The following is a 15,134-nucleotide window of genomic DNA, read 5'->3' as shown; positions in this document are numbered from 1 at the left end:
GGGTGCCTCTCGCGGGCGCTTGCGGTCCGTAAGGTACGTTAAGTCCCGATCGTGACGATTCCCCCGGCGGAGTGAACGCCGGCCGGGAGAACCGGAAGGAACACAGTGACCACGTTGGTGCTGGCCTCGGGTGGCGAGTTCGTCGCACCCGGTGTGAAGGACTTCTTCCCCCCGGCGATCTTCGGCTCGGTCGACAAGCCGATGGTGCTGCTGGTCCTGTCGGTCCTCATCATCGGGGCGTTCTTCATCCTGGCGACCCGAAACATGAAGCTCGTCCCGGGTAAGTTCCAGTTCCTCGCCGAGTCGGCCTACGACATCGGGCGCAACTCGATCGCGCGTGAGCAGATCGGTGGCAAGGACTTCAAGCCCTTCGTTCCGCTGATCCTGACCGTCTTCACGTTCATCCTGGTGAACAACCTGTTCGGGCTCATCCCGTTCGTCCAGTTCCCCACGATGGCGCACATCGGCTTCCCGCTCGCCGTCTCGGTCCTGGTCATCTACCCGGTTTACCACTTCGTGGGGTTCAAGCGCCACGGTTTCGTCGGCTACCTGAAGCACGCCACCATGCCCCCCGGCGCGCCCTGGTTCGTGCTCATCCTGCTGATCCCGATCGAGTTCTTCCAGAAGTTCGTCCTGAACCCGCTCACGCTCGCCATCCGAGTCTTCGCAGCGATGTTCGCGGGTCACCTCCTGCTGCTGGTGTTCACCCTCGCGGGTGAGTTCCTGCTGCTCAACGGCGGCATCACGGTGGTGGTGGCCCCGATTGCCTTCCTCTTCGCCATCGCGCTGACGTTCCTGGAAGCGCTGATCATGGTCCTTCAGGCCTACATCTTCGCCCTGCTGAGCGCCAACTACATCGGCGCCGCGCTGGCGGAAGAGCACTGAAAAACATTCAAGCCTCCGATCCGCGATGCCTTTCGCGGACCGAGTTGGAAAGGGAACAGCACAAGTGAGCGCATCCATCGTTCTTGCTCAGGAAGCCGCCTCCGGTGTGACCAACGCGGGTCTCGCCGCGATCGGCTACGGCCTCGCGGCCATCGGCCCGGGCATCGGCGTGGGTCTGATCTTCTCCTCGGTCATCAGCGGGACCGCCCGCCAGCCCGAGGCCCGCGGCGTCCTGCTGAGCCTCGCCTGGACGACCTTCGCCATCGTCGAGGTCCTCGCGCTGCTCGGCTTCGTCGTGTACTTCCTCGCGTCGGCAGCCTGAGCACCCGTTCATCGCATAAGAGAGGTTTGTGATGAAAACCCTCATCGTGGCGGCGGCGGAGGGGGAACCGATCAACCCGGTTCTCCCGCACACTTCCGAGATCATCATCGGCCTGATCGCGTTCCTGCTGCTCTTGTTCGTCATCAAGAAGTTCGTCTCGCCGAAGTTCGAGGCGGTCTACGCGGAACGCGCCGCCAAGATCGAGGGCGGGATCGAGAAGGCCGAGCAGGCGCAGGCGCAGGCGCAGGCCACGCTGGAGCAGTACAAGGCCCAGCTCGCCGAGGCACGTGCCGAGGCGGCCCGCATCCGCGACGACGCCCGCATCGAGGGCGAGCAGATCATCAGCGAGCTGCGCGCCAAGGCGCAGGAGGAGTCCGCGCGGATCGTCGCGCAGGGGCAGACCCAGCTCGAGACGCAGCGCGCGCAGATCGTCGCCGAGCTGCGTGGCGAGTTGGGCCGACTGGCCATCGACCTGGCTGACCGGGTCGTCGGCGAGTCGCTGGAGGACGAGGTGCGCCGTCGGGGCACCGTCGACCGGTTCCTCTCCGAGCTCGACGGCACGTCGGCTCCGGCCGCCAAGTGAGGGAACGCCGATGACGCTGCACGCCGCTAGCCGTGACGCCCTGGCCGCCGCCGAGCTGCGGTTGCTGGAGGTCGTGGACGGCACGACCGGCCCCACCGCCAGCGAGTCCCTGGGCAAGCTGGGCGAGGAGCTGTTCGCGGTCGTCAGCCTGCTGTCGGCGCAGCCCGCGCTGCGTCGGGCGCTGGCCGACAACTCCTCGGGCCCCGAGTCCCGGGAGCAGCTGCTGCACGGCCTGCTCGACGGCAAGGTCGACGACGCGACGGTGCAGGTGCTGGCCACGGTCGTCACCGCGCGCTGGTCCAGCCCGCGCGAGCTGGTCGACGGCATCGAGTCGCTGGCCCGCACCACGCTGCTGGTGCGGGCGGAGCGGGACGGCAAGCTCGACGCCGTCGAGGACGAGCTGTTCCGACTCGGTCGCATCATCGCGGGCAACCACGAGCTGGAGCTGGCGCTGTCCGACCCGGCGGCCGAGCCCGCGGGCAAGGTCGCGCTGGTCGACAGCCTTGTGGCGGGCAAGGTCGACGGGACCACCAAGACCCTGGTGGACCAGCTCGTCCGCGAGCCGCGCGGCCAGGGCGTCGTCAACGGCCTCGGCGACCTCGCGTCGCTCGCGGCCAAGCGCCGGGAACGTTCCGTCGCCTACGTCCGTTCCGCCGTCGAGCTCGACGCGGCGCAGCAGGACCGCCTCGAGGCCACGCTGACCCGGATCTACTCCAGGCCGATCGCGTTGCACGTCGAGGTCGACCCCACGCTGCGCGGCGGTCTGCTGATCAAGATCGGCGACGAGGTCATCGACGGAAGCGTGGCCGGTCGCCTGGCGTCACTGCGCCGCGACCTCGCCGGCTGACCGACCGGAACCGCGGCCCACAAGCCCCTTTCCCAGAACGAAGTGAGAGCAGGAACGACATGGCGGAGCTGACGATCTCGTCGGACGAGATCCGCAGTGCGATCGAGAAGTACGTCTCGACCTACTCCCCGGAAGTCAGCCGGGAAGAGGTCGGCGTCGTCGCGGAGACCTACGACGGCATCGCCATCGTCGAGGGTCTGCCCGGCACCATGACCAACGAGCTGCTGGAGTTCCCCGGCGGCGTGCTCGGCGTGGCCCTGAACCTGGAAGTCCGCCAGATCGGCGCGGTCATCCTCGGCGACTTCGACAAGATCGAAGAGGGCCAGGAGGTCAAGCGGACCGGCCAGGTGCTCTCCGTGCCGGTCGGCGACGGCTTCCTCGGCCGCGTGGTGAACCCGCTCGGCCAGCCGATCGACGGCCTCGGCGACATCGTCGCCGACGACAACCGCGCGCTGGAGCTGCAGGCCGCGACCGTGCTGCAGCGGCAGCCGGTGAACGAGCCGATGCAGACCGGCATCAAGGCCATCGACTCGATGACCCCGATCGGCCGCGGCCAGCGCCAGCTGATCATCGGCGACCGCAAGACCGGCAAGACCGCGGTCTGCATCGACACGATCATCAACCAGAAGAAGGCCTGGGACTCGGGCGACCCGCAGCAGCAGGTGCGCTGCGTGTACGTGGCCATCGGCCAGAAGGGCTCCACCATCGCGGGCGTCAAGGCCGCGCTGGAGGAGGCGGGCGCGCTGGAGTACACCACCATCGTCGCCGCCCCCGCGTCCGACTCGGCCGGCTTCAAGTGGCTCGCGCCCTACACCGGCTCGACCATCGGCCAGCACTGGATGTACCAGGGCAAGCACGTCCTGATCGTCTTCGACGACCTGACCAAGCAGGCGGAGGCGTACCGCGCCATCTCGCTGCTGCTGCGCCGCCCGCCGGGCCGCGAGGCCTACCCCGGCGACGTCTTCTACTTGCACTCGCGCCTGCTGGAGCGCTGCGCGAAGCTGTCCGACGACATGGGCGGCGGCTCGATGACCGGCCTGCCGATCATCGAGACCAAGGCCAACGACGTGTCGGCGTACATCCCGACCAACGTCATCTCGATCACCGACGGCCAGTGCTTCCTGGAGTCGGACCTGTTCAACGCCGGTGTGCGCCCGGCCGTCAACGTGGGTATCTCGGTGTCCCGCGTCGGTGGCGCCGCGCAGATCAAGGCGATGAAGACGGTCTCCGGCTCGCTGCGCCTGGACCTGTCGCAGTTCCGCGAGCTGGAGGCGTTCTCCGCCTTCGCCTCGGACCTCGACGCGGCGTCCCGCGCCCAGCTGGAGCGCGGCGCGCGCCTGGTCGAGCTGCTCAAGCAGGGCCAGTACTCGCCGGTCCCGGTCGAGGAGCAGGTCGTCTCGATCTACCTCGGCACCAAGGGCCACTACGACGACATCGCGGTGGGCGACGTCCGCCGCTTCGAGTCGGAGTTCCTGGACCACGTCCGGCGCAGCCACGAGGTGATCCTGTCCGACATCCGCGAGTCCAAGAAGCTGTCGGACGACACGGAGAAGGGCATCCTCGACGCCGTCGCCGCGTTCAAGCAGCAGTTCACCGCCTCCAACGGCGCGTCGGTCGTCGACGTGCCCGCCGACGCGATGGACGCCGACAAGGTCGGGCAGGAGTCGGTGAAGGTCAACCGGCCCGCTCCGACCGAGAAGTGACGTAGGCATGGCGGCACAGATCCGGGAGCTGCGCCAGCGGATCCGCTCGGTCAACTCGACCAAGAAGATCACCAAGGCGTACGAGCTCATCGCCACGTCCCGTCTCGCCAAGGCGCAGACGAGGGTCGCGGCGTCGCGCCCCTACGCGGAGGAGATCACCTCGGTCCTCTCCGCGCTGGCGACCGCGTCCGCGAACCTCGACCACCCGCTGCTGACCGAGCGCAAGAACCCGCGCCGCGCCGCGGTCCTCGTCGTGACGAGCGACAAGGGCATGTGCGGCGGCTACAACGCCAACGTGCTGCGGGCCGCGGAGGAGCTGCTCTCGCTGCTGCGGTCCGAGGGCAAGGAGCCCGTCCTCTACGTCATCGGGCGCAAGGGCGTGGGCTACTACAAGTTCCGCAAGCGCGCCATCGCGGGCGAGTGGACCGGCTTCTCGCAGCTGCCGCACTACGTCAACGCGGTCGAGGCCGGTGACGCGCTGGTCAAGGCGTTCGTCGCGGGCAGCGACGACGAGGGCGACCAGCCCGGCCCCGACGGCGTGCTCGGCGTGGACGAGCTGCACGTGGTCTACACCGAGTTCAAGTCGATGCTGAGCCAGACGCCGGTCGCCAAGCGGATCGCGCCGATGGTCGTCGACTTCGAGCCGGAGCCGCAGAAGCTCCAGTCGGTGTACTCGTTCGAACCGAGTGCGGAGACCTTGCTGGGCGCGTTGCTGCCCAAGTACGTCAAGACCAGGCTCTTCTCGGCACTGCTGGACGCGGCGGCCTCGGAGTCGGCGGCGCGACGGACCGCGATGAAGGCGGCGACGGACAACGCCACCGAACTGGTCCGCAACCTCAGCCGCCAGGCGAACCAGGCCCGTCAGGCCCAGATCACCCAGGAGATCAGCGAGATCGTCGGTGGCGCCTCCGCGCTTACCGGTGGCGCAGGAAGTGATGAGTGACATGAGTGCTACTGCCACCACCACCCGCACCGGCCGTGTGGTCCGGGTGATCGGTGCCGTCGTCGACGTGGAGTTCCCGCGCGACGCGGTGCCGGAGCTGTTCAACGCCCTGCACGCCGAGGTCACCGCCGAGGCGGTGGCCAAGACGCTGACCCTGGAGGTCGCCCAGCACCTGGGTGACAACCTGGTCCGCACCATCTCGATGCAGCCCACCGACGGCCTCGTCCGCGGCGCCGCGGTGACCGACACCGGCAAGGCGATCAGCGTGCCCGTCGGCGACGTCGTCAAGGGCCACGTGTTCAACGCGCTGGGCGACTGCCTCGACGAGCCCGGCCTCGGCCGCGACGGCGAGCAGTGGGCCATCCACCGCAAGGCGCCCGCCTTCGACCAGCTCGAGGGCAAGACCGAGATCCTGGAAACGGGCATCAAGGTCATCGACCTGCTGACCCCGTACGTCAAGGGCGGCAAGATCGGCCTGTTCGGCGGCGCGGGCGTGGGCAAGACGGTGCTCATCCAGGAGATGATCACCCGTATCGCCCGCGAGTTCTCCGGCACGTCGGTGTTCGCTGGCGTCGGCGAGCGCACCCGTGAGGGCACCGACCTCCTCCTCGAGATGGAGGAGATGGGCGTGCTCGGCGACACCGCCCTGGTGTTCGGTCAGATGGACGAGCCGCCCGGCACCCGCATGCGCGTCGCGCTGTCCGCGCTGACGATGGCGGAGTACTTCCGCGACGTGCAGGGCCAGGACGTGCTGCTGTTCATCGACAACATCTTCCGGTTCACCCAGGCGGGTTCGGAGGTGTCGACCCTGCTGGGCCGCATGCCGTCCGCCGTGGGTTACCAGCCGACGCTGGCGGACGAGATGGGTGAGCTCCAGGAGCGCATCACCTCGACGCGCGGTAAGTCGATCACCTCGCTGCAGGCCATCTACGTGCCCGCGGACGACTACACCGACCCCGCGCCGGCCACCACGTTCGCCCACCTGGACGCGACGACGGAGCTCTCCCGTCCGATCTCCCAGAAGGGCATCTACCCGGCGGTGGACCCGCTGTCCTCGTCCTCCCGGATCCTCGAGCCGTCGATCGTCGGCGAGGAGCACTACCGGGTGGCGCAGGAGGTCAAGCGGATCCTGCAGAAGTACAAGGAGCTGCAGGACATCATCGCCATCCTCGGCATGGACGAGCTGTCCGAGGAGGACAAGGTCCTCGTCGGTCGCGCCCGTCGCCTGGAGCGCTTCCTCGGCCAGAACTTCATCGTGGCCGAGAAGTTCACCGACCAGCCGGGTTCGTTCGTGCCGATCAAGGACACGATCGAGGCGTTCGACCGCGTCTGCAAGGGCGAGTTCGACCACTACCCGGAGCAGGCGTTCTTCTCCTGCGGCGGGTTGGACGACGTCGAGGCCAACGCCAAGAAGCTCGCCGGCAAGTAAGTCCGTGAGCGCACGACCGGAGGGCCGTTCCCGTTGGGGGACGGCCCTTCGGCCGTCGCAAGGCTCAGTGGGAGGCCCAGCCCAGGGCGCGGGAGATGGCCAGGCCGCACGTGCGCACGGCGGGCACGACGGTGTCCGTGCGGGTGCCCGTGGGCACGACGACGGACACCGCGGCCACCACGTCTCCGTCCGGTCCGCGCACGGGGGCGGCGACCGAGTAGGTGATCATCTCGATCTGGCGGTCGCTGATGGCGTAGCCGTCGCGGCGCACGCGGGCCAGGGCCTCGCGCAGTTCCGGCGCCGACGCGATCGTCCTGGGCGTGAACCGCTTGAGCGGCGCGGCCAGCACGGCCTCCTGCACGGCGACGGGCGCGGCGGCCAGCAGCACCAGGCCGACGCCCGTGCAGTGCGTCGGCATCCGGCTGCCGACCCGCGTCACCACGTTGACCGCGTCCCGCGCCGAGATCCGCTCCACGTACACGACCTCCGTGCCGTCGCGCACGGCCAGCTGGACGTTGTGCCGCGTGACCTCGTAGAGGTCCTCCAGGAACGGCAGGGCCCGGTCTCGCAGGTCGAGGCTGCCCGGCGACAGCGCGCCCAGCTCCAGCAGCCTCAGGCCCACGCGGTAGCGGCCGTCGGGCGCGCGGTCCAGGGCGCGCAGCTCCACCAGGGACGCCACCAGCCGGTGCGTGGTGCTCAGCGGCAGGCCCGAGTGGCGGCTCAGCTCGGACAGCGTGACCGCCGACCGGTCCACGGTGAACACCGACAGCAGCGAGAACGCGCGCTCCAGCAGCGACTTCGGGGTGGGCACCGGCCCAGTCTCCCAACGGCCTTCCGCTCATCGGAAACCGCCCTGCCTCGGCCAGGGTGACCCACACCACCCTCCCGGTATGGACAAATGGGTGCTCCCGCTGGGCTGGACGGCGGTACTGCTCGACGGCTTCGACCTCGTGGTGCTCGGCACCGTCCTCCCGGTCCTGCTCGACACGGGGCAGTGGGGCATCACGCCGGCGTCCGCGTCGGTCGTCTCCACGGCGGGCCTGGTCGGCATGATGCTGGGCGCGATGGCGATCGGCACGGTCACCGACCTGGTCGGGCGGCGCAAGGCGCTGATCGCGTCCGTGTGCGGCTTCTCCTTGTTCACCGTGCTGTGCGCGGCGGCGCCGTCGATCGAGGTGTTCGGCGGGCTGAGGTTCCTCGCCGGCCTCGGCCTCGGCGGCTGCCTGCCGACGGCCATCGCGCTGGTCGACGAGTTCGCGCCGGCGCGGCGGCGCGGCCGGGCCACCACGCTGGTCATGACCGGCTACCACGTCGGGGCGGTGCTCACCGCGCTGCTGGGCATGGCGGTGATCCCGTCGCTGGGGTGGCGGGCGTTGTTCGTGATCGGCGCGGCGCCCGCGCTCGTGCTGGTGCCGCTGATGGTGCTGCTGCTGCCGGAGTCGCGGGCGTTCCGCTCGGCGCCGGTGTCGGCCGGGAGGCTGGTCGGCTCGCTGTTCCGGCCCGGCGTGCGGCGGGCCACGGTGGCGTTCTGGGCGGCGTCGTTCATGGGGCTGCTGCTGGTCTACGGCCTGAACACGTGGCTGCCGCAGATCATGCGCGCGGCCGGGTACCCGCTGGGCGCGGCGCTGGGCCTGCTGCTCACGCTGAACGTCGGCGCGGTGGTCGGGCTGCTGGTCGCGGGCGCGGTGGCGGACCGGGTCGGCGTGCGGCCGTCGACCATCGGCTGGTTCGCCGCGTCGGCGGCGGCCTTGGGCCTGCTCAGCGCACGGCTGCCGACCGCGGGCGTCTACGCGGCGGTGTTCGTGGCCGGGTGCTTCGTGTTCAGCGCGCAGGTCCTGGTGTACGCGTACGTGGGCCGCGTGTACGACGACGGCAACCGCGCCACGGGTCTGGGGTGGACGGCGGGCGTCGGGCGGATCGGGGCCGTCAGCGGGCCCGTGCTGGGCGGGGCGCTGCTCACCGCGGGCCTCGCGCACCCGTGGGGTTTCTACGCGTTCGCCTTGGTGGCGGCCCTGGGCGCGGTCGCGGTGACCGCCGTCGGAGCGGTCTCCGGGCGGGTAGCCGCGGGCCGTGGGAACGACTGAGGGTGGCTGGTGCGGCGGGGTGCACCGGTCACCGTTTAGACTGCGGTGGACTCCAGTCGACTCAGGGAGATGCGCGTGGCCGAGATGACCGTCCAGCTGGTCGCGGTGGAACGCCGCCTGTGGTCCGGCACGGCCACCTCGGTGGTCGCGCAGACCCTCGAAGGCGAGATCGGCATCCTGCCCGGCCACGAGCCGGTGCTCGGCCAGTTGGTCGAGGGCGGCGTGGTCCGGATCCGCACCACGGACAACGAGCTGGTGACGGCGGCCGTGCACGGCGGGTTCCTCTCCGTGACCGGCGACGGCGTGAGCATCCTCGCGGAGGCCGCGGAGCTCGCCCACGAGATCGACGTCGAGCAGGCTCGCTCGGACGTGCAGAACGCGGACGACGTACAGCGGGCCCGGGCGATCGCGCGGCTCCGCGCCGCCGGGCACTCGGCCTGACGCGGACGGGCGGACGAACGCCGTGGGGATCGCCGAACTGGTGGGGCTGGTCCTGTTCGGCGCGGTGGTCGTCCTCGCGTACCTGGCGTGGCGGCGAGTCCGGCTGCTGCGCGCGGGCGGCGTGCACGTCGCGCTGAGGTCCAGGCTCAAGGGCTCCGGCCGGGGCTGGCACCTGGGCGTCGGGCACTACCGGGGTGACGAGTTCACCTGGTTCCGCGTGCTGAGCCTGAGCCCCGGCCCGGACATGGTCATCTCCCGCGAGGGCTTCGAGATCGACGACCGCCGCGAGCCCACCGCACCGGAGGCGTACGCGATGCCCGCGGGCGCGGTGGTGCTCCGCTGTCGCGGCAACAAGGGCGAGGTCGAGATCGCGATGGGCCCGGACGCGCTGACAGGATTCCTGTCCTGGTTGGAGTCAGCGCCTCCGGGCCGATCCATTCCCTGGGCCTCCTAGCGACCACCGTCAGGTGAGGTCGAGGCCTCCGGTGACGGCCGGCCGCACCGCGGTCGTCGAGCTGATCGCCTCGTTGTCCAGCAGGTGGTCGTCGCCCTCGGGCAGGGACGCCACGGCCCGGAAGGTCACCTTCCCGAGCGCGACGTCGTGCGTGCGGACCTGGACCACTCGCGACGTGGTGGCCGAGCGGCCGTCCCCGGTGGTGTGGGTCAGCGTCACGGTGTAGTCGCCGTCGGCCGCGTAGCGGTGGTGCGGTCGCGTCGTGTTCGGCGAACGCGTCGTTCGGGAGCGCGGCGAGCCCGCTCACCGCGAACGTCAGCGACCCGCCCGAGCCGGCGTGGTACGAACCGGCGAGGAAGTGGTAGCTGGTGCCGGCCGTGACCGCGACCTCGACGCGCGACTGGTGGCTGCCGTTCCAGTCGTCGTTGCAGGCGATCGGGGTGAGCGAGCCGCGGAACCCGGTGTGCGCCGAGTGATCGGCGTCGCCTGGTCGAAGTCGTCGTTCGCGGGCGGCGCGGCGTGCGCGATCCCCGGGACGAGCAGACCGAGGAGGACGGCCACCACGACCGATCCGGATCTTCGTGTTCCGCGCACGGCGGGGTACCCCCACGTCGAGTGGACGCTCCCCGGCGTCCGGACCCGGCAGAGTGAACACAAGGACGATCGGTCGTGGTGGCCCATCGGTGGTCCGGACTCTCGATCGGCCCGGGGACGTCACCCGGACAGCGTCAGGCGGGCTGCCTGATGCTCTCGAAGATCCTGGCGAAGCCCTCCTTCCCGTGACCGGCGTCGACCTGCCGCCGGATCAGGTTCTGCACCATGCCGACCACCTCGGTGGAGATGCCCTGCGCGGCGCTGGCGTCGAGCATGTCGCCGAGGTCGGAGAACTCCAGGCTCTGCTGTCCCGGCACGGTGTAGTCGCCGCCGTCGACCACGGCCGCGAACCCGGCGAACCCACCCGTCATCGCGGCCAGCCACGGCGCGGCCCGCCCGGCGAACTCGGTCGCCGTCACGCCCGCGCCCGCGACCATCGCGGCGCCGTGCAGGAAACCGGCGAACATCACGTACATGCCGGCGAGCAGGGCCAGGTCGTACAGCGACGCCAGGCCCGCGTCCTCGCCGAAGTACGCGCTCTCGCCCCACAGGTCCAGCAGCGGGCGGTGCCGCTCGAACGCGGTGGCCGAGCCGCTGTAGAGGACGGACGAGCCGGGCCGCCCGATCATGTCCGGCACGGCCATGATGCCGCCGTCGAGGTACACCACGCCGTGCGCCGCCGCCCAGCCGGCGAACTCCCTCGACTGGTCGGGCGTGGTCGTCGTGACGTTGACCAGCGTGCGGCCGGTGAGCAGGTCGGCCACCGGGTCGAGCACCTCGTGGACCGAGTCGGCGTCGAAGAGGCAGGCGATCACCACGTCGGACGCGGTCACGGCGTCGCGGACGGAGCCGGCGGCCGTGGCGCCGAGGTCGACGAGGGCTTCGGCCTTGCCGGGCGAGCGGTTCCAGACGGTCGTGACGTGCCCGGCGCGGACCAGGGCGGTGGCGAGGGCGGCGCCCATCGCGCCGAGCCCGAGGACGGTCGCTTTCGTGTTGGTCATGCCGAGATCGTCACTCGTACCGGTACGGTTGACCAGTACGGACTATTTTGTGCAGTACCCACCTTTTGGTAAGCACCCCCGGGAGGGGCCGATGGCGGCTCGACGTGGTCCCTACTTCTGCGGCATCGACGCCGCGATGGACGTGGTGTCCGGCAAGTGGAAGTCGCTGATCCTGTGGGAGCTGGCCGAGCACGGCGTGCGGCGGTTCGCCCAGCTGCGCCGCGGCCTGCCGGGCGTGAGCGAGAAGATGCTGGTCCAGCAGTTGCGCGAGCTGGAGGAGGACGGCCTCGTGCACCGCGAGGTGTTCCCCGAGGTGCCGCCGAGGGTGGAGTACGAGCTGACCGAGCACGGGGTGTCGCTCAACGAGGCGCTCGCCGCGCTGGGCGTGTGGGGCACCGCGCGGATCGAGCGCATCGGCGCCGAGAAGGTGGTCTACGCGTCCTGAGCGGGCACCCGCTCGGCGGGGCTCGGCCGGCGGAACAGGGTGCCCAGCCTGCGCAGGGCCTCCTGGTCGCCGGAGGCCGAGGCGGCGCCGGAGGCGATCTTGTCCGCCAGGCTCGACCGGCCGTCGGCCAGCGAGGCGAAGACGTCCTCGTCGGTCTCGACCACCGCGTCGGGCCGCCCGGCGGGGCCGTGGCCCGCGTCCACCTCGCCGTCGTCCACGCGGACGTGGAACACCTCGTCGCCGACCCGGAACTCGTAGACGGCCCGCACGCCCGCGGCGGCCTCGGCGTCGAAGAACGCCTCCATCGCCAGCACGGCCCAGCCGGGGTGGAACGCCTCGCCCGGGCGTCGTTCGCCCATGGCCCACCTCGTGCCCCAACGGGCCAGGGCGAGCACGGCCGGCCCGAGCTCCCGGCCTGCCTCGGTGAGGTCGTAGGCGGGGGTCCGGGCCGGCGCGGGCAGCGTCACCTTGTGCGCGAGGCCTTCGCGTTCGAGGTGCTTGAGCCGGGCCGCGAGCAGCCCGGTGCCGAGGCCGCGCAGGCTCTGCTGGAGGTCGCCGAACCGCTTCGGCCCGGTCAGCAGCTCGCGGACCAGCAGGAGCGTCCAGCGCTCGCCGACGAGGTCGAGCGTCCGCGCGGTCGCGCAGTACTGGTTGTACGTCCGCTGGTCCACCGGCTCATCCTAGGGTCGCCGCCTCCCGGCCCACGACGGCGAGCAGCACGTCCGCGATGCGGCGCGGGTGGGTCAGCGGCGCGTCGTGCGGCCCGTCCACCGGCACGGTCCGGTAGCCGAGGTCGGCGGCGAACCGGGCGAACGGGAACGTCCCCGGCACGCAGTGGACGCCGGTGCCGGGGACGCGGTCGACGGCGCCGGTGAGGCGGGTCGGCTCGGTGAACGTCCGCAGCGCGTGGGTGCGCAGCCGCTGGTCGAGCCAGTGCGCGTCGTCGGGGTCGGTCACGCCGAACGACTCGGCTGCGGGCGGTGCGATCAGGCCGTCGGCGTTCGCGGCGGCCGTGACCCTGGCGGTGAACCAGTCCGGCGCCAGGTCGGTCAGGCTCGCGCCGTCGGGCCCGGCCCAGCCGTCGACCAGCACGAGGTGGGCCACCCGGTGCGGGCGGAGGTCGGCGGCCTGGCGGACCACCAGGCCCGCGTAGCTGTGGCCGACCAGCACCAGGTCCGGGTCCGCGACGGCGTCGACCGCGGCCACCACCTCGTCGGCATGGTCGGACAGTCCGACGTCGCGGTCGTGCGTGAGGTCGGGCGTGACGACGTGCGCGCCGGTCGCCGTGAGCAGGGGCGCGACCCGTTCCCAGGCCCAGCCGCCGTGCCACGCGCCGTGGACGAGGACGTAAGTGGTCATGGTCGACCTCCGGGTAGGCGAACTTCCTGTTTTCGAAGCTTAGACTTCAAAAACAGGAAGCGCTACCTCCCGGGGTCAGGCGTTGGCGCCCGGCTGCCAGAGCACGTCGCCGTCCGGGTTGGCGACCCTGGCCAGGATGAACAGCAGGTCGGAGAGCCGGTTCAGGTACTTCGCGGTCAGCGCGTTCGTCTGCTCGGCCTCGACCTCGATCAACGCCCACGCGCCCCGCTCGGCCCGCCGGGCGATGGTGCGGGCCTGGTGCAGCAGCGCCGCGCCGGGTGTGCCACCGTTGAGGATGAACGACTCCAGCTTGCCCAACCGGGAGTTGAACGCATCGCACCACGACTCGAGCCGGTCGACGTAGGCCTGGGTGATCCGCAGCGGCGGGTACTTGGGGTCGGGGGCGATCGGCGTGCAGAGGTCGGCGCCGACGTCGAACAGGTCGTTCTGGACCTGCCGCACCACGTCGGCGACGTCGGGTTCCAGCGCGCCGAGCGCCAGGGCGACGCCGAGCGCGGCGTTGGTCTCGTCCACGTCGGCGTACGCCGTGATGCGGGGTGAGGTCTTGGGCACCCGGGAGAAGTCGCCGAGGCCGGTGGTCCCGTCGTCGCCGACGCGGGTGTAGATCTTCGTCAGGTGCACGGCCATGCGAAGCACTGTAGACACCGCGGTGGCCCACCACGGACGGGCACGATTCAGACCGTACGTAGGATTGCGGCACAACGAGCAAGGAGTCCGTTACGTGAGTGAGCACTTCCGGGTTCAGGGCGGTGGGCGGCTCGTCGGCGAGGTCGCCGTCGTAGGCGCGAAGAACAGCGTGCTCAAGCTGATGGCGGCGGCACTGCTGGCCGAGGGCACCACCACCATCACCAACTGCCCGGAGATCCTGGACGTGCCGCTGATGGCGGACGTCCTGCGCAGCCTCGGCTGCGAGGTGGCGATCGACGGCCGGGTCGTCACGATCACCACCCCGAAGGAGCTCAACCACCGCGCCGACTCCGAGGCGATGGGCAAGCTGCGCGCGTCCGTGTGCGTGCTCGGTCCCCTGGTGGGCCGGTGCAAGCGGGCCGTCGTCGCGCTGCCGGGTGGCGACGCGATCGGCAACCGGCCGCTGGACATGCACCAGAGCGGCCTGCGCAAGCTCGGCGCGCACAGCGAGATCGAGCACGGCTGCGTGATCGCCGAGGCCGAGGGCCTGCACGGCGCGCAGATCTGGCTCGACTTCCCCAGCGTCGGCGCGACGGAGAACATCCTGATGGCGGCGGTGCTGGCCAACGGCACCACGGTCATCGACAACGCCGCCCGCGAGCCGGAGATCGTGGACATCTGCGTGATGCTCCAGCAGATGGGCGCGAAGATCGAGGGCGCGGGCACGTCCACGCTCACCGTGCACGGGGTGGAGTCGCTCCAGCCGACCGAGCACCGGGTGATCGGCGACCGGATCGTCGGCGCCACCTGGGCGTTCGCGGCCGTCATGACCCGCGGTGACATCACCGTGCGCGGCGTGGACCCGCACCACCTCGACCTGGTGCTGGAGAAGCTGCGGATGGCGGGTGCGGACGTGACCACGCTCGACGACGGCTTCCGCGTGGTGCAGACCGACCGGCCGCGGTCGGTGGACTTCGTGACGTTGCCGTACCCCGGTTTCGCCACCGACCTGCAGCCGTTCGCGATCGCGCTGTCGAGCGTGTCCGACGGCACGTCGATGATCACCGAGAACCTGTTCGAGGCGCGGTTCCGGTTCATCGAGGAGATGGTGCGGCTGGGTGCGGACGCGCGCACCGACGGCCACCACGCGGTCGTGCGGGGTGTCGAGCGGCTGTCGAGCGCGCCGGTGTGGGCCTCGGACATCCGCGCGGGCGCGGGGCTGGTGCTGGCCGGGCTGTGCGCGGACGGCGCGACCGAGGTGTACGAGATCTTCCACATCGAGCGCGGCTACCCGGGCTTCGTGGAGAACCTGCGCAAGCTCGGCGCGACCGTGGAGCGCGTCAACGCCTGACCCGCACCCGGTGTCGGGTGTTCGCCGGATACTGCGTGAGCAGCG

At 70.8% G+C, this 15,134-nt stretch carries 18 protein-coding genes; 12 read left to right on the top strand and 6 right to left on the bottom strand.

Annotation, left to right across the window (positions count from 1 at the left end; all coding sequences use genetic code 11):
* Positions 1–105 precede the first annotated feature (105 nt).
* The 7 genes from atpB to atpD all read left to right on the top strand — a co-directional run bounded on the left by atpB (position 106) and on the right by atpD (position 6,712).
* Positions 106–885 carry a F0F1 ATP synthase subunit A gene (gene atpB, locus ACZ7GX_RS10740; RefSeq protein WP_498775145.1) on the top strand — a complete coding sequence of 260 codons (780 nt, stop codon included), beginning with the start codon at positions 106–108 and terminating at the stop codon, positions 883–885.
* A 76-nt stretch (positions 886–961) separates the two neighbouring features.
* Positions 962–1,207, top strand: coding sequence for an ATP synthase subunit C-like protein (locus tag ACZ7GX_RS10735; RefSeq protein WP_121231937.1), 246 nt, complete (start codon positions 962–964; stop codon positions 1,205–1,207).
* A gap of 31 nt (positions 1,208–1,238) precedes the next feature.
* Entirely contained in the window at positions 1,239–1,790 is a 552-nt protein-coding gene (locus ACZ7GX_RS10730) for a F0F1 ATP synthase subunit B (protein WP_141980869.1), read from the top strand.
* 10 nt (positions 1,791–1,800) lie between these two features.
* The gene (locus ACZ7GX_RS10725; RefSeq protein WP_498775142.1) at positions 1,801–2,637 is read left to right on the top strand and encodes a F0F1 ATP synthase subunit delta; all 837 of its coding nucleotides are present in this window, start codon (positions 1,801–1,803) and stop codon (positions 2,635–2,637) included.
* Between the two features lie 59 nt (positions 2,638–2,696).
* Positions 2,697–4,340, top strand: a complete 1,644-nt coding sequence (gene atpA, locus ACZ7GX_RS10720) for a F0F1 ATP synthase subunit alpha (protein WP_498775140.1) — start codon at positions 2,697–2,699, stop codon at positions 4,338–4,340.
* A 7-nt stretch (positions 4,341–4,347) separates the two neighbouring features.
* Positions 4,348–5,283, top strand: a complete 936-nt coding sequence (locus ACZ7GX_RS10715) for a F0F1 ATP synthase subunit gamma (RefSeq protein WP_498775138.1) — start codon at positions 4,348–4,350, stop codon at positions 5,281–5,283.
* A 1-nt stretch (position 5,284) separates the two neighbouring features.
* Positions 5,285–6,712: a F0F1 ATP synthase subunit beta gene (atpD, locus tag ACZ7GX_RS10710; protein WP_498775136.1), complete on the top strand. Its 1,428-nt coding sequence runs from the start codon at positions 5,285–5,287 to the stop codon at positions 6,710–6,712.
* 64 nt (positions 6,713–6,776) lie between these two features.
* Here the strand turns inward: atpD and ACZ7GX_RS10705 are convergent, their stop codons facing one another.
* Entirely contained in the window at positions 6,777–7,523 is a 747-nt protein-coding gene (locus ACZ7GX_RS10705; protein WP_498775134.1) for an IclR family transcriptional regulator, read from the bottom strand.
* Between the two features lie 79 nt (positions 7,524–7,602).
* On the opposite strand from ACZ7GX_RS10705, the gene ACZ7GX_RS10700 reads away from it, so the two are divergent.
* From ACZ7GX_RS10700 to ACZ7GX_RS10690, 3 genes are all read left to right on the top strand, one after another.
* A complete protein-coding gene (locus tag ACZ7GX_RS10700; RefSeq protein ID WP_498775132.1) occupies positions 7,603–8,796 on the top strand; it encodes an MFS transporter in 1,194 nt (397 codons plus the stop codon).
* A gap of 75 nt (positions 8,797–8,871) precedes the next feature.
* Positions 8,872–9,237, top strand: a complete 366-nt coding sequence (locus ACZ7GX_RS10695) for a F0F1 ATP synthase subunit epsilon (RefSeq protein ID WP_498775130.1) — start codon at positions 8,872–8,874, stop codon at positions 9,235–9,237.
* Positions 9,238–9,259: 22 nt separating this feature from the next.
* On the top strand, positions 9,260–9,691 hold the full coding sequence (locus ACZ7GX_RS10690) for a DUF2550 domain-containing protein (RefSeq protein WP_498775128.1): 432 nt from the start codon (positions 9,260–9,262) through the stop codon (positions 9,689–9,691).
* Positions 9,692–9,700: 9 nt separating this feature from the next.
* On the opposite strand, the gene ACZ7GX_RS10685 is transcribed toward ACZ7GX_RS10690, so the two are convergent.
* Together ACZ7GX_RS10685 and ACZ7GX_RS10680 are read right to left on the bottom strand one after the other, a co-directional pair.
* On the bottom strand, positions 9,701–9,910 hold the full coding sequence (locus tag ACZ7GX_RS10685; protein WP_498775126.1) for a hypothetical protein: 210 nt from the start codon (positions 9,908–9,910) through the stop codon (positions 9,701–9,703).
* Between the two features lie 509 nt (positions 9,911–10,419).
* Positions 10,420–11,286: an NAD(P)-dependent oxidoreductase gene (locus ACZ7GX_RS10680; RefSeq protein WP_498775124.1), complete on the bottom strand. Its 867-nt coding sequence runs from the start codon at positions 11,284–11,286 to the stop codon at positions 10,420–10,422.
* Between the two features lie 91 nt (positions 11,287–11,377).
* Here ACZ7GX_RS10680 and ACZ7GX_RS10675 point away from each other — a divergent pair, with 91 nt between their 5' ends.
* Entirely contained in the window at positions 11,378–11,731 is a 354-nt protein-coding gene (locus ACZ7GX_RS10675) for a winged helix-turn-helix transcriptional regulator (RefSeq protein ID WP_498775122.1), read from the top strand.
* Here the strand turns inward: ACZ7GX_RS10675 and ACZ7GX_RS10670 are convergent.
* The 3 genes from ACZ7GX_RS10670 to ACZ7GX_RS10660 all read right to left on the bottom strand — a co-directional run bounded on the left by ACZ7GX_RS10670 (position 11,719) and on the right by ACZ7GX_RS10660 (position 13,738).
* Positions 11,719–12,402: a winged helix-turn-helix transcriptional regulator gene (locus ACZ7GX_RS10670; protein ID WP_498775120.1), complete on the bottom strand. Its 684-nt coding sequence runs from the start codon at positions 12,400–12,402 to the stop codon at positions 11,719–11,721. The two genes, ACZ7GX_RS10675 and ACZ7GX_RS10670, sit on opposite strands and share 13 nt — an antisense overlap.
* Before the next feature lie 4 nt (positions 12,403–12,406).
* The gene (locus tag ACZ7GX_RS10665; protein WP_498775118.1) at positions 12,407–13,090 is read right to left on the bottom strand and encodes an alpha/beta fold hydrolase; all 684 of its coding nucleotides are present in this window, start codon (positions 13,088–13,090) and stop codon (positions 12,407–12,409) included.
* Positions 13,091–13,165: 75 nt separating this feature from the next.
* Entirely contained in the window at positions 13,166–13,738 is a 573-nt protein-coding gene (locus tag ACZ7GX_RS10660) for a cob(I)yrinic acid a,c-diamide adenosyltransferase (protein WP_498775116.1), read from the bottom strand.
* 94 nt (positions 13,739–13,832) lie between these two features.
* Between ACZ7GX_RS10660 and murA the strand changes: the two genes are divergently transcribed.
* Entirely contained in the window at positions 13,833–15,089 is a 1,257-nt protein-coding gene (murA, locus tag ACZ7GX_RS10655) for a UDP-N-acetylglucosamine 1-carboxyvinyltransferase (RefSeq protein WP_498775114.1), read from the top strand.
* Positions 15,090–15,134: the final 45 nt, after the last annotated feature.

It is taken from the genome of Actinosynnema sp. NPDC037264 (genome assembly GCF_055603705.1).
Note: the sequence above shows the minus strand (reverse complement) of the source record. Positions and strands in the feature narration are given on the sequence as shown.